The sequence below is a fragment of the Enterobacter cloacae complex sp. genome (genome assembly GCF_900322725.1).
Taxonomy (GTDB): domain Bacteria; phylum Pseudomonadota; class Gammaproteobacteria; order Enterobacterales; family Enterobacteriaceae; genus Enterobacter; species Enterobacter quasihormaechei.
Genome location: NZ_LT991957.1, coordinates 2,741,439 through 2,760,969, shown reverse-complemented (window position 1 = coordinate 2,760,969; position 19,531 = coordinate 2,741,439). Strand labels below are relative to the sequence as shown.

Genomic DNA, 19,531 nt, shown 5'->3' with positions numbered 1-19,531 from the left:
TCTCAATCACATATTTCTTTCCGCCGGGGGTGAGCCTTAACCACTCGCCCCCGCTTTTGACCGCTCACGCATCGCTTTCAACCACTCACCCATTTACCGTGCTTTACGCGTGCGGGGATCTGGCACGATCGCTCCAGCATTAATCAATACCTCCTCACAACGAACCCTGACCCTTTTTTCTTTACATAAAAAACCAGGTCTTACTATGGATACTAAAAAACTACTCAAGCACGTGCCCTGGGCCTTACTCGGGATCCTCGGTGCTTTCTGTCTGGCGGTTGTCGCATTACGCCGGGGCGAGCACGTCAGCGCCCTGTGGATCGTGGTCGCGTCGGTTTCCGTCTACCTTGTGGCTTATCGCTACTACAGCTTATACATCGCGCAAAAGGTCATGAAGCTCGACCCGACGCGCGCCACCCCGGCGGTCATTAACAATGACGGCCTGAACTACGTGCCAACCAACCGCTACGTGCTGTTTGGTCACCACTTTGCCGCCATTGCAGGCGCGGGTCCGCTGGTCGGCCCGGTGCTGGCCGCGCAGATGGGCTACCTGCCGGGCACGCTCTGGCTGCTGGCGGGCGTGGTGCTGGCGGGGGCGGTGCAGGACTTTATGGTGCTGTTTATCTCCTCGCGCCGTAACGGTTCGTCGCTGGGCGAGATGATCAAAGAAGAGATGGGCCGCGTGCCGGGCACTATCGCCCTCTTCGGCTGCTTCCTGATCATGATCATCATCCTGGCGGTGCTGGCGCTGATCGTGGTGAAAGCGCTGGCCGAAAGTCCGTGGGGCGTCTTCACCGTCTGCTCGACCGTGCCGATTGCGCTGTTCATGGGCATCTACATGCGCTTCCTGCGCCCGGGCCGCGTGGGTGAAGTGTCGGTCATTGGTATCGTGCTGCTGGTCGCCTCGATCTACTTCGGCGGCGTGATTGCGCACGACCCGTACTGGGGCCCGGCGCTGACCTTCAAGGACACCACCATCACCTTCGCGCTGATCGGGTACGCGTTTATCTCCGCCCTGCTGCCGGTGTGGCTGATTCTGGCTCCGCGTGACTACCTGGCAACCTTTCTGAAAATCGGCGTGATCGTCGGGCTGGCGATCGGGATTGTGATCATCAACCCGGAGCTGAAAATGCCGGCGGTGACCCAGTACATTGACGGTACCGGTCCGCTGTGGAAAGGCGCCCTGTTCCCGTTCCTGTTTATCACCATCGCCTGCGGCGCCGTTTCGGGCTTCCATGCGCTGATCGCTTCCGGCACCACGCCGAAGCTGATGGCCAACGAAACCGACGCGCGCTTTATCGGTTACGGCGCGATGCTGATGGAGTCCTTCGTGGCGATCATGGCGCTGGTGGCGGCGTCGATTATCGAGCCAGGCCTGTACTTCGCGATGAACACTCCACCGGCGGGTCTTGGCATCACCATGCCAAACCTGCATGAGATGGGCGGCGAAAATACCGCGCTGATCATGGCCCAGCTGAAAGAGGCCAGCGCACACGCGGCGGCAACCGTCAGCTCCTGGGGCTTCGTGATCTCGCCTGAGCAGATCATGCAGACCGCGAAAGACATCGGCGAACCGTCCGTGCTGAACCGTGCCGGTGGCGCGCCGACGCTGGCCGTGGGTATCGCACACGTGTTCCACAAAGTGCTGCCGTGGGCGGACATGGGCTTCTGGTACCACTTCGGTATTCTGTTCGAAGCGCTGTTCATCCTCACCGCGCTGGATGCCGGTACCCGTGCAGGCCGCTTTATGTTGCAGGATCTGCTGGGCAACTTCGTGCCATTCCTGAAGAAAACCGACTCTCTGGTGGCGGGTGTTCTGGGTACGGCGGGCTGCGTAGGCCTGTGGGGTTACCTGCTGTATCAGGGCGTTGTCGACCCGCTGGGCGGCGTGAAGAGCCTGTGGCCGCTGTTCGGCATCTCTAACCAGATGCTCGCAGCCGTAGCTCTGGTGCTGGGCACCGTTGTTCTCGTGAAGATGAAACGCACCAAATACATCTGGGTGACCGTGGTTCCTGCGCTGTGGCTGCTGCTCTGCACCACCTGGGCGCTGGGTCTGAAGCTGTTCAGCACCAACCCGCAGCTGGAAGGCTTCTTCTTCATGGCTAACCAGTACAAAGAGAAGATTGCCGCAGGCGGCGCGGATCTGACCGCGCAGCAGATTGCCAACATGAACCATATCGTGGTGAACAACTACACCAACGCGGGTCTGAGCATTCTGTTCCTGGTGGTGGTGTACAGCATTATCTTCTACGGGATTAAAACCTGGATGAAAGTGCGCAACGCCGATGGCCGTACGGATAAAGAGACCCCGTACGTGCCAGTGCCGGAAGGCGGCGTGAAGACCTCTTCACACCATTAAAAAAATGGCGGGTGGCGCTACGCTGACCCGCCCTACAACGGTACTGTAGACCCGGTAAGCGTAGCGCCACCGGGCTTTGTCTTATCAGGATGCATTATGTTTGGTAACTTAGGCGAAGCGAAAAAATACCTCGGTCAGGCGGCGAAGATGCTGATTGGCATTCCGGACTATGACAACTACGTTGAGCATATGAAGACCAACCATCCGGATAAGCCGTACATGACCTACACCGAATTCTTCCGCGAGCGTCAGGAAGCGCGCTATGGCGGAAGTGGAGAAGGCGGCGTCCGCTGCTGCTAAAGGAGAGACCATGACCCCGATTGCCGTTACCCTGCTGACCGGTTTTCTCGGCGCAGGCAAAACCACCCTGCTGCGCCACATCCTGAACGAGCAGCACGGCTTCAACATCGCCGTGATCGAAAACGAGTTCGGTGAAGTCTCGGTGGACGATCAGCTGATTGGCGATCGCGCCACGCAAATCAAAACCCTGACCAACGGCTGCATCTGCTGCACCCGCTCTAACGAGCTGGAAGACGCCCTGCTGGATCTGCTCGACAGCCGCGATCGCGGCGACATCGACTTTGACCGTCTGGTGATCGAATGCACCGGCATGGCGGACCCGGGCCCGATTATCCAGACCTTCTTCTCTCATGACGTTTTGTGCCAGCGCTACCTGCTGGACGGCGTCATCGCTCTGGTGGATGCGGTCCACGCCGACGAGCAGATGAACCAGTTCACCATCGCCCAGTCTCAGGTTGGCTACGCCGACCGCATTCTGCTGACCAAAACCGACGTGGCGGGCGACAGCGAAAAACTCCGCGAGCGCCTGACGCGCATTAACTCACGCGCCGATTTACACGGTAACGCACGGCAATATCGACCTGTTACAGCTGTTCAACACCAACGGCTTTATGCTGGAAGAGAACGTCACCACGAAACCGCGCTTCCACTTTATGGGAGACAGGCAAAACGACGTGGCGTCGATTGTGGTGGAGCTGGACTACCCGGTGGACATCAGCGAAGTCTCCCGCGTGATGGAAAACCTGTTGCTGTCGTTTGCCGACAAGCTGCTGCGTTACAAAGGGATGCTGTGGATCGACGGCGAGCCAAACCGCCTGCTGTTTCAGGGCGTACAGCGCCTGTACAGCGCCGACTGGGACCGCCCGTGGGGCGATGAAGCGCCGCACAGCGTGATGGTGTTTATTGGAATACAGCTGCCGGAAGAGGAGATTCGGGCAGCATTTGCGGGGCTGAAGAAATAAAATAAATCAGGGCCAATATTTAATGGCCCTGATAAATTATTGTTTCGAACTTTCAATCCTTTTGTTCTCTTCACTCTGGCAGAGAAGCAAGATCACGGCACAAGCGCCGATGACCATAGCTGTATTTCGTTGAATAAAGAGAACATCTGTCATCCCCATTAGAAGTAGCGCTGACATATAAAGCAACAACCCAACGTTGATCTTATTCTTTTTTTCACATGAAACTAAAAAACCAATAATATAAAACAGTATAATAGCAATAACGCCTAACAATCCCTGCAAACTAAAGCTTTCAATTATATCATTGTGGAAGTGATATTTAATAGCCCTGACTGCCTCTGCACTTTTATAGTTGTTTTCAATATATTGTCTTGCATTATTATAACGCTGTTCTGCATCCTGACCGAAAAGAGAAAACCTCGCTGCATGCAGTCCTGCATCAAGCATAACATAACGTGCACCCAAAGATGTATTGGCGTTATTTTGTTGTAATTGCTGAATATTATCATAGGCCTCAACAATTCTTTTTTGCATCTTATAGCCGATGCCACATCCAATCACCGATAATGCCAGCAATGCTAAAAACCAATAACGAGGCTTTACATTTCTCAGTTCAAAACAGGCCAGAGCAAAGCAGACGATGAAAAAAGTACCTATAGCACCACGGGTTTCTGTCATCAGTAATAAATAAGAGAATACAAAAAATATTAAAAGGTAAAATACGGTACGGTAAAGTTGATTTGAAACTGCTTTTTTAATTAGAGATAAACATAGAACTGACTGAATAACCATAATATAAGCAGCAGTCGTGGCAGCATCGGCAAGAAGTTTAATTCTGGTAACACCAGCAGCTTGTTCCTGATAACCAAACCAAACCGTGAGTAAACTTAGCGCAAGACTGATGGAAGCAGCAAATTTCCAGCTTTGAAGTGAGATATTACTTACTGACTTAAGCAAATAAAATGCCATCACTCCGGACAGAATCAACAATTTCCCACCAGCATAATAGTTATCTTTAATGTCCTGTAAGTGCACTGAGGGAAATTTCACAGACCAAATTAGCTTACTGGCCCCCAGAAGCACAATGCTCAATAAAAAAGCTATCGCGATTTTATTGCCCAATAGCCACTGACGAAAATCCTTCCAGCGTTCCAAAAAAATAAGGCCAAAAATCGAAAGGTAACAACCTATGTAAAACAACTTTCTTGGATAGGCCTCCATAAAAAGATCGCTACCAATTGAAAACACAATAAGAATGAAAATAAGGTTAACATTAAACTTTTTAATATATTCACGACTTAACATGACTTGCTTGCCTTTTTTCCAGGAAACGTACTAAATGATACCGAACGAACATGCAGAAAGCTTCTATAAACTGTTTCTTATTATTAAGCGTTTTATAGCATTTCTTAAGTTCTTGCGCACAACGTGGTTTTACATCTTCAACATCACACCAGGGTGACATTTTTTTATATTTGCGATAGTGAGCACTAATTTTCTGTTGATTCCATAGCTGCCATGGTTTATCACTACCAACATAATGTAACAAAACTGTTTCCTTGGGAGGCTCACGCATGAAATCCCCTTTTTTGTGCCCGGCCTTTATTTGACAGTTATATTTTTCATCTATTAACTTAACTTTTTTGTACAGGACAACGTTAAGGGCGTCCTGATCAAAATACTTAAAGCCCTCCCCTCGTTCCAATAAACACTCAAAGACTTTTTGCGATATTTTATTTTCATTCCACGTTTCTGAATCGACATAGAGAACTCCAGAGTTAAAATAATCGCAACCAGATATATTAATAGATTTTGAAAGAGTAACCTGATGCTCAGGCTCCCTGACAGCACAGCAAATATCATTTCTCGGTTTAACATGCTCTAATAACTCATAAATACTGTTTAATGCTACAATATCAGCATCAACATATAAAAAATAACGATACTCTTTAATTAAATACGGCGCTAAAAGGCGGAAGTAAATTGAGACCGGGAAAATTGAAGTTTTAGGAAAAACATCCAGAGCGTCAGCAGACACAATAATTATTGTAAGTGCATGCTGAGTACCTTTAATGACAGACTGTAATCTGGAAAACTCTACTTCATTGCTTTTATCCGTAATAATAAAAAAATGCAGAGGTATTTCCGATGTATTTTTAACAATTGATAACAACGAGATCCCACAGTGTGTTAAAAAATTTTCGTCGATACCATACACGACTGCTGAATATTGAACTTCAATATCTAAATTAAAATCCGTTACATGCGCGCTCAATACATTTTCGTTTAAATTAAAGATAGTTGGATTCATCATTATTTATCGAGCTCAAAAACACTTATAATACATAAGATAACAAATATTAACTCCCTTCCCCAGTACTTTTTATAATTTGTTTAGCAATCATACTAAACATGATAACCCTAGAAAATCACAGAGGGTAACCCACTGAAAAATCAATAAAAAAGCACTATGATCATAGTCATTTGACCATAGCGCTTCTTTACTTAAGAAATGGCTGTTAAGCGTTAGCTACTCGCTCTCATTTCAACGCCTCCGGCAGCGTCACAATCCACAATTCGCTGTCAGATTCTGGCGTCTTCAGCGGCTTCACGCTGAGCGTGGTCTCCACCGGTTTGTCATCCAGCGTCAGCTTGCCTTCCGCGTTTACCCGATAATCCTTCAGCTTCTTGCCGTCGACCGGGTTCTGCATCGCGACCTTCACGCCAAAGTCGTTATCGTTCGCCACCGCAAGCGTTTTGCCGTCTATCAGCGCCAGTCCTTCGGCCTTTTCCTGCTGCCAGCCCAGGGCACGCAGATCGACCACCTGCGTTTTTGCGGCAAGGGTAATGCCGCGCTGCGCCAGCGTTTTCTCATCGTCAAACTCCGGGTAGTCGCCCGGCTTGTCGAAGGCGGTCAGATCGCTCGCCTTGCTCAGATCCACCTTGTAGATGAGGTTACGCATCGCGTCGTTTTTATCCTCACCCTGTTCAATCAGCAGGACAGTGTGGTTATCCAGCGCCACGATATCGCCGATTTTAGCGTCGCTGTTTTTGCTGTAGGCCGCGCTGTCAACGGGGTAACCGTACATCGCGGTTTTCCCGGTCACCGGGTCGAAGCTAACCAGACGCGTAAACAGCGCCTGCTTTTTGCTCTTACCGTCGATATCCAGCGTGCTTTGCACGGCGGCGATAATGCGCCCGTCCGGCATCCGGGTGAGGCCCTCAAAACCACGGTTTGCCTGGCGCCATTTGATGATGTTTGGCAGACCGCCCGCAATGGATTTCTCCCCTTCCGCCGCCTGCGGGCCGTGGATCGCGAGGATTTTCCCTTTGCTGTCGATATTGATCAGGAACGGACCATACTCATCGCACAGCCAGTAACCGCCCTTCCCGTCCGGCGTGATGCCTTCCGTATCCAGCCCACGGTTATCGCCTTTGAGCACGTTTAAGGTGTCGCTGAACGCCACTTCATTGGTCGAGCCAATCACGCCGCTTTCCAGCGGCAGGCCGTTAATCTCGCCTTTATCATCATGCAGCGGGCGGGCATCCACGGCCTCCGCTTTGCCGTTCTGGACGCGGATGGTCATTAAGAGCGGAGCGAAATCCGGCGTAACAAAAATTTTGGCTTCGTTTTTGCCCTTCTTTGGCGCGTCGGCGTTTGGACCGCGATCGGTCACGGTCGCGAAGGTCAGGGTATCGCCCTGCTTGCCGGTGAACAGCAAACCAGAACCCACCCCCACAGGAAGCCCGTTCGGAAACGCGCTGGCAAACGCACCGCTGTATTTAACATGCGAGCCTTCGGGGAAGCTGACGACGTAGCGCTCCGCGGATGGCTGTGCCGCCAGAGCAGAGAAAGAGAGCGCACAACCGATTAGCACAGGAATGATTTTTCTTTTCATATTGTTAGCACCCAGTAAGTGAAGCCAACAACGTAATGAAGAAACGTGTCAGAAAAATGACATGTAACGACAGCGGATCGGCAAAGAAATACGTATAGCAATCACCAGAAATGTAAACCTCTGTCTTTATCTGTGACAGCTGAAATATTTTTGGAAATTATTAGAAACTTAATTAATTCACCTCAAACGGCTTTCTTCGCCTCGTTCATTAAACGTTTAGCCAAAAATATAAACTTTCCCTAAACGCGAATGGATTGGGGATTGACGATTTGCCTTACAAACATCTCATCAACATTTAAGATTAAAAAACCCAACAAAAACAGCATAAAACTGCGATACCCATCACATTTGCAGTCATAAACATCCCTTGTTAAGGTGCCCTCAGATTAATTTGATGACGAGGAAACACTCATGAAAAAGCTTAACGTTCTCATCCTTTCTGCTCTCACCGCCGTATCGGGCTCCGCACTGGCAATGGGCGGCAGCATTGAGCAGGGTAAAAACTTTACCAACCTGAATGTGGAAATGGGCAAATCTACCTCTGGTCTGTACACCGAAGGTAACTGGCTGAAAAACACCGACGACGGCACCACGACCGGTGGCGTGGGTGCAGGCTACAACTTCGAGGTCGGCCCGGTGATGCTGAACGCAGGCGCTAAGGCCCTCTACGTTGGCCCGAAGAAAGGCGATAACGGCGTGGCGTTCCCGGTAGGCGGCGGTGTGAACGTTGCCCTGACCGACAGCATCAGGGTATTCGGTGAAGGTTACGTTGCGCCAGACGGCCTGAACAACAGCGTGAAGAACTACGTTGAAGCTAACGGCGGCGTAAGCTGGACCCCGGTCAAACCGGTTACGCTGAAAGTGGGCTACCGCCACGTGAGCGTTGATGGCAAAGACGGTCGTCCAAACCACACGCTGATTGACGGCGCATATGTTGGCGGCGGCGTGTCCTTCTAAGACTGATTGCCCGTTTCGCCCGGCGGCGCTACGCTTGCACGGGCCTACAATGAAGGGTGCAATAGAGTAAAATTATTGCACATTGTAGGCCGGGTAAGCGCAGCGCCACCCGGCAAGAAAGGCGATGAAACTGTTAATAAAAAACCTGCCGGATGGCAGGTTTTTTTTTATTTCCGACATTACTTGCGAACAACCACCAGCTTCTGGTTCACAAACTCTTTGATCCCCAGGTCCGACAGCTCGCGTCCGTAACCCGAACGTTTTACGCCGCCGAACGGCAGTTCTGCCGCCGTATCGGTGAGCCAGTTGATGTACACCATCCCGGTCTCAATACGCGACGCCATTTTTTTCGCGCGCTCGATATCCTGGCTGAACACCGCGCCGCCCAGACCGTAGTGCGAGTCGTTGGCCAGAGCGACCGCCTCGTCATCATTTTTCACTACGTAGATCTGCGCCACCGGGCCAAAGAACTCTTCGAAGTACGCCGGGTTCTCACGCGATATATTCGTCAGGATCGTCGGTTCGAAGAAGCTCCCGTCACGCTGTACTGGTTTACCGCCATAGTGCAGCGTTGCGCCGTTTTTCACCGCCTCGTTGACCTGTTTGGTCAATGTTTCAAGCGCGTCTTTCGACGACAGCGGCCCCAGCGTGGTGCTTTCGTCCAGCGGATCGCCAATCTTCACCTGCTTAAACGCCTCGGTGAATTTCTCGAGGAACGCGTCTGCGATGCTCTCGTGCAGGATAAAGCGCTTCGCTGCGGTACAGACCTGCCCGGCGTTATTAAGCCGCGCGTTAACGCCGATCTTCACGGCCTTCTCCAGGTCCGCATCGTCCAGCACCACGAATACGTCGTTCCCGCCCAGTTCAAGGGTCGATTTTTTGATGTGCTTCGCTGCCTGCGCCGCAACCACGCTACCCGCTTTTTCAGAACCGGTCAGCGCCGCCCCCTGTACGCGATCGTCGGCGATGACGTTTGCTACCTGATCGGACGAGATAAACAGGTTGGTCCACGCCCCTTCCGGCGCGCCCGCTTCACGTACCAGATGGGCAAAGGTCTCGGCACAGTGCGGCACGATGCTGGCGTGCTTGGCGATCACCGGGTTACCTGCCGCCAGGTTTGGCGCCAGAACGCGCATCAGCTGATAGTACGGGAAGTTCCACGGCTCTACGGCCATCAGCACGCCGATGGGGTGATGTTCCACCCACGCTTCCCCGAGTTCAGACGGATATTTCACCGGGGCCAGGAACTGCTTCGCATTGTCCGCATAGTAGCGGGCAATTTGCGCGCACAGCTTCACTTCGCCGCGGCTTTGTTCGATGAGCTTACCCATCTCCTGACTGGCAATTTTCGCCAGCTCCTCGGTGCGCTCGTCGATCAGGTCGGCAAGCTTATGCAGTACCGGCAGGCGCTGACTGATGTCGCCTTTGGCCCAGTCAGAATGATAGAGCGCATCGGCCGCCTTCAGCGCCGCTTCTACATCCGCGTCGGTATGTGAGGGGTATTCTTTGATGAGCTGGTTGGTGGCAGGATTTACTGTCTGGTAAGCCATATCGAATCTCCTTGTTTTACCGCTTAGGGTATTAAGGGTAGTCAATGTGACTGGCTATGAAGGTAAAGTTGGGTATATACGGAAGGTTCTTAGTAAGACGCTGCCAGGGCAGACGCATACATGGTATAAAAAAAGCTCATCACTGGAGCTCTTATGACCGATACCCGCCACATCCGCCAGACCTTTCATCGCGCCGCAGGTCTTGAGCTGCGCAGTACGTGGCAGAGCACCCGGGCGTACAAACGTCATTGTCATCCGCAGCTCTCCATCGGCGCGATTATGGAAGGCCAGACCTGCTGCGTCAGTCATGGCAGAGAGTCTATCCTGAACCCCGGCGATCTCATTGTCATCCCGGCTTACGCGCCGCACAGCTGCAACCCCGTCAACGGGCAACCGCGCAGCTACCATATGCTCTATATCGACACCGATCTTCCCGTGGCGTTCCAGGTGATTCGCGACCCTGCGCTCTTCAAGCGCTACCTTGATGTTGTTGAGACGATGTCACCTGCATCCGTGGACACGCTACTTTCTGCTCTTCCCCGCTGCGTGGAAAACGCAGACGCGCTTCGCTCTACCAGTCAGCACCTTCAGCAGGCATTTCTTGCCGACCTGGCCGCACCACCTTCGCTTGACGAACTTGCGCAACGATTCTCGCTGCGCAAAGAGACGCTGATCCGCACCTTCCGGCAGGACACCGGCCTGACGCCGGTCAGCTTTCTCAACGTCTCCCGCGTGGAGTTCGCCAAAGCGCGGCTGCGTGCCGGAGACGACATTGCCGACGTCGGCTACCAGAGCGGGTTTGCCGACCAGAGCCATTTTCATAAGACCTTTGTCAGCTATACCGCGGCCACGCCGCGTCAGTATGCGACAGGCCGATCAATATCTGACAATAAATAGCGTTTGCATCACCGTAGGCTGACCTCAGATTGTTAACCGAGGTTGCTATGGAACTGTTCTTCCCTTCCGCTTTTCTCGCCCTGGCGCTGGCGCATTTTGTCGCCCTGTTAAGCCCGGGCCCGGACTTCTTCCTGCTGGTGGGCTACGCCGCGCGCTACCGACTGCGCGGCAGCGCCGGGTTGTGCTTCGGTATCGCCGCGGGTAACGGGCTGTATATCTTACTGGTGATTATCGGCTGGAGCGCACTGCGCCAGTTTGCCTGGCTGTTTACGCTGATAGAGCTCTGCGGGGCGCTGTATCTGCTGTGGATCGGCTCGCATCTGGTGCGCAGCCAACCGCAGGCGCTGGCGCTTGCAGAAACCCGACAGCGGTGCCCTTCTTTGATGAAGCAGATCCTGCTGGGGCTGGGGTCGGCGCTGTTAAATCCGAAGAACGCGCTGTTCTACCTGGCGCTGATGACGGCGTTACTCGGTCCGGACGTCACGCTGCTTCAGCAGACAACGTGCGGCGTCTGGATGGTGACGGTGGTGCTGGTGTGGGATCTGGCACTGGTGTCGATGATGGGGCTATCGGCGGTGCAACAGAAGCTTAGCCGTTCGCTGTGGTGGATTGAGCGCACGGCGGGCGTGGTGCTAATGGGGTTTGGTGGGTGGGTGCTGTGGCGGTTTTTGCACATTCCCCCCGTCTCCCTCTATCCTTAACCCATGGAAAAAATAGCTGAACTCAAACGCGCCAAGCTTCTGGCGCTGTCGCTGCTGCTGATTGCCGCTGCGGCCTTTATCACCACCCTGTTCCTGCCGCAGACCTTCTGGGTACGCGGCGTGAAGGCCATTGCCGAGGCGGCAATGGTCGGCGCGCTGGCGGACTGGTTTGCCGTCGTCGCGCTGTTTCGCAGGGTGCCCATTCCGTTCATTTCACGCCATACGGCAATCATCCCGCGCAATAAGGATCGGATTGGCGACAATCTCGGTCAGTTCGTGCAGGAGAAGTTTCTGGATACCCAGTCGCTGGTCGCGTTAATTCGCCGCTACGAGCCGGCGCAGATGATTGGTGCCTGGTTCAGCAAGCCCGACAACGCCCAGCGCGTCGGGCTGCATCTGATGCAGGTGATGAGCGGTTTTCTTGAGCTGACCGACGACGGGCGCATTCAGCGCCTGCTCAAACGCGCGGTGCATAAGGCTATCGACAAGGTCGATTTCACCGAAACCAGCGCCGTGATGCTGGAAAGCATGACTAAAAACAACCGCCATCAGGTGCTGCTGGACGCCATCATCAACCGCCTGATTACGCTGATTCAGCGGGAAAGCACGCGGGAGTTTATCTCTGACCAGATTGTCCACTGGCTGAAGACCGAGCACCCCCGCAAAGCGATGGTGCTGCCCACCGAGTGGCTGGGCGATCAGAGCGCAGAGATGGTGTCGAACGCGGTTAACACGCTGCTGGACGATATCAGCCACGACCGTACGCACCAGATCCGCCGGGCATTTGACCGTGCCACGCTGAAGCTTATCGACAACCTGAAAAACGACCCGGAGATGGCGGCCAAAGCCGACAACATTAAGCACTATCTGAAGAATGATGAAGCGTTTAACCGTTATCTGGGTGAAATGTGGGCCGACCTTCGCCAGTGGCTAAAGGCGGATATGCAAAGCGAGGACTCGCGCGTGAAGCAGCGCATTGCCAACGCCGGGCTGTGGTTTGGTGAGACGCTGTCGAATGATGCCAGCCTGCGCGCGTCGCTGAACGAGCATCTGGAACAGGCGGCGCACCGCGTCGCGCCGGATTTTGCGGCGTTCCTGACGCGCCATATCAGCGACACGGTGAAAAGCTGGGACGCCAAAGATATGTCACGTCAGATCGAGCTTAACATAGGCAAAGACCTACAGTTTATCCGCGTCAACGGCACATTAGTGGGCGGGACGATTGGCCTGATCCTGTTTTTACTCTCGCAACTGCCCGCCGTGCTGGCGCACTAATCCGCTTTTGGCGGCGCGATAACGTAGCGCGTCGCTTCAAAGCGGTTCAGGATCAGGTGCACCAGAAAGACCATCGTCAGGGTGACCACCAGCGCGAAGGTGACGGAGGTGATGCGGTACAGATCGCTGAACACCAGGTCGCTGTCCGGGTGCATGTTCTGTCCGAACATGATGCCGATGGTGGTAATACTGGCGAAGCCTACCCCGGCGCCAACCTTCTCCATCACGTGCAGACGTGCCCCAAACGCCAGCCCAAGGCCGATCAGCGGCATCATCAGCAGCATATGGCTGCTGTGATCGTACAGAATAAGCTGAACGACAAGGATATAGAGACACCCCAGCACCACGCCGACCACGCGCCAGATAGAGCTGATCACCGAGCCGCGATAGTGCATCGGGAACAGGATCAGAATGCCCGCCATCAGCGCCGACAGGGAATCGCTGAGATCGCTTATCTGGAAAACCACGAAAATCAGCGTCGCCACGGTGCCGGAGAGCAGCGACTCATGGCGCACGCGGGCATCGTTTTTCTCGATCAGCGGCGGCGGCTTACGCGGCTCAACGTCCGGCAGCAGGTAATTCATCAGCGCGCTCAGACACACCGCCATCACGCTCGCTTCGATGTTAGAGAACAAAAGCGTGTGCCAGTTAGTGGTGGGGTAGCTCATAAAGTTGAGCATCACGCTCTGGCATACCACGCCCATTGAACCGAACAGGAACAGCGGCCCCTTGCTCATAAAGCGAAAACGCATCACGTACAGGGCGAACACCACCAGCGTCATAATGACCGGCCATTGCGATAAATAGCCGATGATAATCACCATTTCGACGCAGTTCAGCGACGCGCTGAAGATAAACTGCTTCGCCACGTGACGGTTAAATACCGGCACCAGCGAGAGGAGCATGATCGGGTAGACCACGAAGAACACGCCGTAGCTGGTGTTGTAGAAGCTCGAAATGCTCAGCGCAATCATCCCAGCGAAGACGATGCGCAGGGTCTGGCGAAAGTCGTTTGCCGTGTAGACAATGTTGCCGTGCGGGGTGAAGACCCGCGCCAGGGTGCTAATAGACATAGTGAAGCAGGCTCACCAGATGGATTTGCATCCCGGAGAAGAATCGCGCAAACGGCCCTTCGCTATTATAGAGCTGCACGGTGGCGCGTGCGCCGGTCGGCAGCGGCTTCGGTAAGGCTTCATCCAGCGCCACGTGAATGCGCATACGCTGGGCATCACGCACCCAGCGGTTGGACGTTTCCGGTTCAGAGAGTTGGCCGTTCACCGCCTCCTGGCCTGCGAGGATCCCCGCGTCGCTGCTGGTCACGTGGGCGCGGAAGACCTGCCCCGGGAAGGCGTCAAACACCACGGCAGCGTCCGTCCCCTGGTGGGTATGACGCAGGCTCTTCTCGCGGAAATCCGCCACGATATCGGTCTGGGTGTTCACCAGCGCCAGCGCGGCCGAACCGGACGAGGCGTAAAAACCGGGGCTTAATTGCAAATTACTGACCGTACCGTCCGCCTCGGCGTAGACCTTCGTCCAGCCAAGGTTCAGCTCCGCGTCATCCAGCGCGTTACGGTATTTTTGCAGCGTCACGTTACGGTGCTCGTCCCGCTCGCCGCGCTGAATGCGCAGGTTATGAATATTCGCCTGAATCGAGCTAACGGACTGCTCGCTGCTCTGCCAGGTGGTGCGAACTTTATCCAGATCCGCCTGCGACACGTTCTGCAAGGTGCTCAGTTTCTGGTAGCGGTCGAAGGTCACCTTGTCGTTACGCGCCGTCAGCACGGCGGTTTTCAGGCTGGCCTGCGCCGCGGCAATCTGCGCATCCAGCTGATCGTTAGACAGACGCGCCTGCTCCAGCGCGATTTGCGCCGCTTCGACCTTATTGCGAAACGGCGTGGGGTCGAGCTCAAACAGCAGATCGCCTTTCTTGACCTGGCTGTTATTGTGGACATGTACCGCCGCCACATAGCCTGAGACGCGCGCGGACACCGGGGTCACCACGCGCATCACGGTGGAGTCCGGCGTCAGCGGGATCCAGATATCCGCGACGATAAAGTAGACAAACATCAGCAGGAAAGAGGCAATACTCACCCTTACCCAGCGGGCAAACTTTTGTTCAGGAGTCATTATTTTTCGGTCTTATTATCTTCTTCGCGGATTGTCCGCAAATTGCAGGCGATTTGATTGAGTGTGGCGCTGAAAATGTCGATATGTTCCGGCGCAATGTTTTGCGATACGCGCGCCTGAAACGTCTCGATCACCTGAGTAAGCCTTTCAAGGATGGCTTTGCCCTCGGGCGTCAGCGTCAGCAGCCGGATACGCTTGTCGTATGGCGAGACGGTGCGCAGCAGATAACCCTGCTTTTCCAGCTGCGTCAGCGTGCGCATCAGCGGGGGCAGTTCGATACCCTGCACTTCCGCCAGCTCGCTGACCGAGACGTTATCCCCGAGCTGATGAAGCTGCATCATCACCGTCCAGCTCGACTGGGTTAGCCCGGTGTCGAGAATGGCGTCGTCGATGACGGCGCGCCACTGACGCACGATCATCGCCATCCGCATGCCCATCGGCCTGCGGCTAAACAGATCTTCTTCACGCATGGGAAATCCTCTCGTAATACGCCATTACGATAATAGTTATCAGGGTAAGTATCAAGAAACGAGAAGTTAAAGCGCAGGAATTGCGAAAGAGAGTTCGCCCTCTCAGGGTGGGCTGAATGATATGCACGGATCAATCCCCTCGCCCCTTTGGGGAGAGGGTTAGGGTGAGGGGATCAGGCCGCACTGTAGGCCCGGTAAGCGCAACGTTATCGGGATTATTCCAGATTAGCCTTATTCAGCCCATATGCCGCATCCAGCGAGCCCGGCTCCATGCGGGAGGTAATGCCCAGGCGGTTCCAGGCGTTGATCGCGACAATGGCGAAGTTCAGCTCTGAAATCTCCACGTCCGAGAAGTGCTCCGCCACGCTGCGGTACAGCGCGTCGCTCACCCCGTGTACGCCAATCTGGGTCAGCGCTTCGGTGAAAGCCAGCGCGGCTTTTTCGCGGGCGCTGAACAGCGGGGATTCGCGCCACGCCGCCAGATGGTACAGGCGCAGCTCGCGCTCGCCGGCAATTTTGGCCTCTTTCGAATGCATATCCAGGCAGAAGGTACAGCCGTTCAGCTGCGACACGCGGATGTCGATCAGGTGCTTCAGCGCCGGGTCAATGGAGGTTTTCGCCACTTCCATGCTCAGGGCGGAAAGCGCGTTGGCGAGTGCAGGTGTGGCTTTGTGGTGGTTTACGCGAGTGCTCATTGTCTTTCCTCTTTTTTTGCCGTTTTTGTCATGCGATGAGGCAAATCTACGCCGTTAATGACATAGTAAAAAGACACAAAAAACATGAAATGAGGTAGGACATGAAGCCGGGCTATCACGAGATTTATACCCGCTACCGCGATAACATCACGCGCGGCGTGCTGAAGCCCGGCGACAAGGTGCCTGCCATCCGCGTGCTGGCGGAAGAGCTGAAGGTCGCGCGAAAAACCGTTGAAACGGCCTATGCCATTCTGACGGGGGAAGGGTATCTGGTAAGCCAGGGCGCGCGCGGGACGCGGGTGAACCCGGATCTTCTGCTGCCCGCGCAAAACGCCCCCGCAGAACAAGCGACCGGCACGCTGCCACCGTCGTTGATTAGCCAGCTCGAACGGGCCGGTTTTTTGCGTCCCGGCATTCCCGCGCTCGACAGCTTCCCCTACAAAAAATGGCTTCTGCTGGCGGGCCAGGCGACGCGCGCCATGCGTCAGGATGAAATGCTCAATCCGCCGGTGCTGGGCTGGTATCCGCTGCGCGAGGCGATTGCCCGCTACCTGAATATCTCGCGCGGGTTATCCTGCACTGCGGAACAGGTGCTGATTACCAGCGGCTACAGCGGCAGCCTGCGCCTGATCCTCGACACGCTCGCCAGCCGCAGCGACAAGGTGGTGTTTGAAGATCCGGGCTATTTTATGGGCCAGCAACTGCTCAAGCGGATTGTGCCCCGCCTGCACACCGTGCCGGTCGATCGCGCAGGGATGGATACGGACTACCTGCTGCGCAATCACCCCGATGCCCGCTTCGCCATTGTCACCCCGTCGCACCAGAGCCCGCTGGCGGTAACGCTCTCCCTGCCGCGCAAGCAGCAGCTGCTCGACTGGGCCAGCCAGAACGAGGCGTGGATCGTTGAAGACGATTACGACGGAGAGTTTCACTACACCCGCAAGGTGCTGCCGTCGCTGAAAAGCCTCGACCAGCACGACCGGGTGATCTTTATGGGCACCTTCAGTAAAACCATCATGCCGTCGCTGCGCATGGGCTACGTGGTGATGCCCGCCAGCACTGTCGACGCGTTTACCGACTGCGCGGACATCCTCACCAGCGGCCAGCCGGTGCTGACGCAAAAGATCCTCACCGCGTTTCTCAACGAGGGGCATTTTTTTCGCCACCTCAAGAAGATGCGTGCCCTCTATCAGACCCGCCGCGACTGGATGATAGCCGCCCTGCGTGAGGTCTATGGTGACCTGTTCTTCACCGAACAAAACGACGGCGGGATGCATATTGTCGCGTTCCTCGCAAAGGGAAGCGCGGACCGGGAGATCGCCCGCTGCTGGCAGGAACACCAGCTCCAGGTAAATGCCCTCTCGGCGTGGTATCGCGGCTCGGGCAAACGCTACGGGCTGGTAATGGGCTATAACAACGTGCGGACGTATCAGGAGGCGGTGGATTTACTGGAAAGGCCGAAACGGCAGACGCTTGAACTGTTGAGCTGAACATCGCCGGGTGGCGGCTGCGCCTTACCCGGCCTACGATCCGCGTTATACATCATGTCGCGATAACCCTACGTCCCTGAGCTGCTCGTCGCTCATCTGGCTCAGGATGCGGCGGGTCCGGTTGATGCGATACCAGTTGCGGATCGTTTTGCCGATCCAGACAAACACGACGAACGGACGTTTTGAACGGTTCTCGTAGAATTCCATGATGCTCTCCTCACTGTGCCAGTGGGGTTATCATCCTGGAAATCGGCCTGCGCAATACAGATGCAAAAACAACTTTTGTTTAACATACAGATCCGCTAAAACGGTATCTGCATGCCGTTTTTTGCGGCAATCTGTACTGGTTTAACAATCTGTATGGTGAAAATAAAGGATACAGCATGACGCGCTATCAACACCTCGCCAACCTTCTGGCAGAACGCATTGAACAAGGGCTGTATCGCAGCGGCGAGCGTCTGCCGTCGGTGCGCGCCCTGAGCCAGGAGCACGGCGTGAGCATCAGCACCATACAGCAGGCCTACCAGATCCTCGAAAACCTTCAGCTGATCACCCCCCAGCCGCGCTCCGGCTATTTTGTCTCGAAACGCAAAGCCCAGCCGCCCGTTCCGGCGATGACGCGCCCGGTGCAGCGCCCGGTGGACGTCACCCAGTGGGATGAGGTGATGATGCTGCTGGACGCCCGCGCCGACAAAGAGATGATTTCGTTTGGCGGCGGCTCTCCGGATATTAACCAGCCAAGCCTGAAGCCCCTGTGGCGCGAGATGAGCCGCCTTGCGCAGCATAACCCGAGCGAGATGCTGAGCTATGACGTGCTCGATGGCCGCCTTGAGCTGCGCGAACAGATCGCCCGCCTGATGCTGGACGGCGGCTCTACCGTCGCGGCAAACGAGATTGTCATCACCAACGGCTGCCACGGCGCGCTGTCGATCGCCCTGCTCTCGGTGTGTAAACCGGGGGACATCGTGGCGGTGGAGTCCCCGTCGTTTCACGGCACCATGCAGATGCTGCGCGGGTTTGACATCAAGGCGATTGAAATACCTACCGATCCCGAGACCGGGATCAGCATTGAGGCGCTCGAGCTGGCGCTGGAGCAGTGGCCGATCAAGGCGGTGATCCTGGTGCCCAACTGCAACAACCCGCTCGGGTTTATCATGCCGGAAGCGCGCAAGAAGCAGGTGCTGGCGCTCGCCCAGCGGCACGATATCGTGATTGTGGAGGATGACATTTACGGCGAGCTGGCGGCGGAGTACCCGCGCCCGCGCACTATTCACTCGATGGACATTGATGGCCGCGTGATCTTGTGCAGCTCGTTTACTAAGACCGTGGCGCCGGGCCTGCGCGTCGGCTGGATTGTCCCGGGGCGCTATTACGACCGGGTGATGCACATGAAGTACGCCGCGGGCGGGTTTAACGTGCCGGGCACCCAGATGGCGGTGGCGGCGTTTATTCGCGACGGCCATTACCATCGCCACGTGCGCCGTATGCGCCAGATTTATCAGCACAATATGGAAACCTACACCTGCTGGGTGCGGCAATATTTCCCGGCAGAAATTTGCGTCACGCGCCCGCAGGGAAGCTTTCTGCTGTGGGTCGAGCTGCCGGAGACGGTGGATATGGTGTGCGTCAGCAAGCAGCTGTGTCGGCTGAAGATCCAGGCGGCGGCCGGGTCGCTGTTTTCCGCATCAGGGAAGTACCGCAACTGCCTGCGGATCAACGTGGCGCTGCCGCCGACGGATAAACATCGCGAGGCGTTGAAAAAGATGGGTGAAGCGATTGTGATTGCTATGGAGGAGTAGTACGTTTTTTTGCCCGGTGGCGCTACGCTTACCGGGCCTACGGGATAGAG

At 55.2% G+C, this 19,531-nt stretch carries 17 protein-coding genes and 1 pseudogene; 9 read left to right on the top strand and 9 right to left on the bottom strand.

Going from position 1 to position 19,531, the window contains the following annotated elements; genetic code table 11:
• The first annotated feature begins 205 nt into the window (after window positions 1-205).
• The 3 genes and pseudogenes from DBR02_RS13710 (at window position 206) to yjiA (ending at window position 3,621) form a co-directional block, all read left to right on the top strand.
• Window positions 206-2,359, top strand: a complete 2,154-nt coding sequence (locus DBR02_RS13710) for a carbon starvation CstA family protein (protein WP_063867366.1) — start codon at window positions 206-208, stop codon at window positions 2,357-2,359.
• A gap of 96 nt (window positions 2,360-2,455) precedes the next feature.
• Complete coding sequence (locus DBR02_RS13705; RefSeq protein ID WP_003856610.1) at window positions 2,456-2,659, top strand: YbdD/YjiX family protein; 204 nt, start codon at window positions 2,456-2,458, stop codon at window positions 2,657-2,659.
• A gap of 10 nt (window positions 2,660-2,669) precedes the next feature.
• Window positions 2,670-3,621: pseudogene (yjiA, locus tag DBR02_RS13700) on the top strand (GTPase).
• Between the two features lie 36 nt (window positions 3,622-3,657).
• Here the strand turns inward: yjiA and DBR02_RS13695 are convergent.
• From DBR02_RS13695 to DBR02_RS13685, 3 genes are all read right to left on the bottom strand, one after another.
• Entirely contained in the window at window positions 3,658-4,926 is a 1,269-nt protein-coding gene (locus tag DBR02_RS13695; RefSeq protein ID WP_107534631.1) for an O-antigen ligase family protein, read from the bottom strand.
• Window positions 4,913-5,935, bottom strand: coding sequence for a glycosyltransferase family 8 protein (locus DBR02_RS13690; RefSeq protein ID WP_107534630.1), 1,023 nt, complete (start codon window positions 5,933-5,935; stop codon window positions 4,913-4,915). The genes DBR02_RS13695 and DBR02_RS13690 overlap by 14 nt, the downstream gene beginning before the upstream one ends.
• Before the next feature lie 226 nt (window positions 5,936-6,161).
• Complete coding sequence (locus tag DBR02_RS13685) at window positions 6,162-7,520, bottom strand: esterase-like activity of phytase family protein (protein ID WP_129741577.1); 1,359 nt, start codon at window positions 7,518-7,520, stop codon at window positions 6,162-6,164.
• Between the two features lie 411 nt (window positions 7,521-7,931).
• On the opposite strand from DBR02_RS13685, the gene DBR02_RS13680 reads away from it, so the two are divergent.
• Window positions 7,932-8,477 (top strand): YfaZ family outer membrane protein, encoded by a 546-nt coding sequence (locus tag DBR02_RS13680; protein ID WP_063450766.1) that lies wholly within the window; start codon window positions 7,932-7,934, stop codon window positions 8,475-8,477.
• A gap of 179 nt (window positions 8,478-8,656) precedes the next feature.
• Here DBR02_RS13680 and DBR02_RS13675 read toward each other — a convergent pair whose 3' ends face one another.
• Complete coding sequence (locus tag DBR02_RS13675) at window positions 8,657-10,027, bottom strand: NAD-dependent succinate-semialdehyde dehydrogenase (RefSeq protein WP_107534628.1); 1,371 nt, start codon at window positions 10,025-10,027, stop codon at window positions 8,657-8,659.
• A 153-nt stretch (window positions 10,028-10,180) separates the two neighbouring features.
• Here DBR02_RS13675 and DBR02_RS13670 point away from each other — a divergent pair, with 153 nt between their 5' ends.
• Genes DBR02_RS13670 through DBR02_RS13660 form a run of 3 tightly spaced genes read left to right on the top strand, consistent with a single transcriptional unit; the run spans window position 10,181 to window position 12,900 of the window.
• Window positions 10,181-10,924: a helix-turn-helix transcriptional regulator gene (locus tag DBR02_RS13670; protein ID WP_107534627.1), complete on the top strand. Its 744-nt coding sequence runs from the start codon at window positions 10,181-10,183 to the stop codon at window positions 10,922-10,924.
• Window positions 10,925-10,971: 47 nt separating this feature from the next.
• Window positions 10,972-11,625, top strand: a complete 654-nt coding sequence (locus DBR02_RS13665; RefSeq protein WP_063867352.1) for a LysE family translocator — start codon at window positions 10,972-10,974, stop codon at window positions 11,623-11,625.
• Window positions 11,626-11,628: 3 nt separating this feature from the next.
• Window positions 11,629-12,900, top strand: a complete 1,272-nt coding sequence (locus tag DBR02_RS13660; protein WP_107534626.1) for a DUF445 domain-containing protein — start codon at window positions 11,629-11,631, stop codon at window positions 12,898-12,900.
• Here the strand turns inward: DBR02_RS13660 and DBR02_RS13655 are convergent.
• The 4 genes from DBR02_RS13655 to DBR02_RS13640 all read right to left on the bottom strand — a co-directional run bounded on the left by DBR02_RS13655 (window position 12,897) and on the right by DBR02_RS13640 (window position 16,192).
• Window positions 12,897-13,973: a DUF2955 domain-containing protein gene (locus DBR02_RS13655; RefSeq protein ID WP_063867348.1), complete on the bottom strand. Its 1,077-nt coding sequence runs from the start codon at window positions 13,971-13,973 to the stop codon at window positions 12,897-12,899. The two genes, DBR02_RS13660 and DBR02_RS13655, sit on opposite strands and share 4 nt — an antisense overlap.
• The gene (locus DBR02_RS13650; protein WP_107534625.1) at window positions 13,963-15,030 is read right to left on the bottom strand and encodes an HlyD family secretion protein; all 1,068 of its coding nucleotides are present in this window, start codon (window positions 15,028-15,030) and stop codon (window positions 13,963-13,965) included. Before DBR02_RS13650 ends, DBR02_RS13655 begins: the two co-directional genes overlap by 11 nt.
• A complete protein-coding gene (locus DBR02_RS13645; protein ID WP_063867344.1) occupies window positions 15,027-15,497 on the bottom strand; it encodes a MarR family winged helix-turn-helix transcriptional regulator in 471 nt (156 codons plus the stop codon). The genes DBR02_RS13650 and DBR02_RS13645 overlap by 4 nt, the downstream gene beginning before the upstream one ends.
• A 215-nt stretch (window positions 15,498-15,712) precedes the next feature.
• Window positions 15,713-16,192: a carboxymuconolactone decarboxylase family protein gene (locus DBR02_RS13640; protein WP_010427243.1), complete on the bottom strand. Its 480-nt coding sequence runs from the start codon at window positions 16,190-16,192 to the stop codon at window positions 15,713-15,715.
• 101 nt (window positions 16,193-16,293) lie between these two features.
• Between DBR02_RS13640 and pdxR the strand changes: the two genes are divergently transcribed.
• The gene (gene pdxR / locus DBR02_RS13635) at window positions 16,294-17,682 is read left to right on the top strand and encodes a MocR-like pyridoxine biosynthesis transcription factor PdxR (protein ID WP_107534624.1); all 1,389 of its coding nucleotides are present in this window, start codon (window positions 16,294-16,296) and stop codon (window positions 17,680-17,682) included.
• A gap of 45 nt (window positions 17,683-17,727) precedes the next feature.
• On the opposite strand, the gene DBR02_RS13630 is transcribed toward pdxR, so the two are convergent.
• Window positions 17,728-17,889 carry a DUF1127 domain-containing protein gene (locus DBR02_RS13630; RefSeq protein WP_107534623.1) on the bottom strand — a complete coding sequence of 54 codons (162 nt, stop codon included), beginning with the start codon at window positions 17,887-17,889 and terminating at the stop codon, window positions 17,728-17,730.
• Between the two features lie 176 nt (window positions 17,890-18,065).
• On the opposite strand from DBR02_RS13630, the gene DBR02_RS13625 reads away from it, so the two are divergent.
• Complete coding sequence (locus DBR02_RS13625; protein ID WP_107534622.1) at window positions 18,066-19,481, top strand: aminotransferase-like domain-containing protein; 1,416 nt, start codon at window positions 18,066-18,068, stop codon at window positions 19,479-19,481.
• Window positions 19,482-19,531 lie beyond the last annotated feature (50 nt).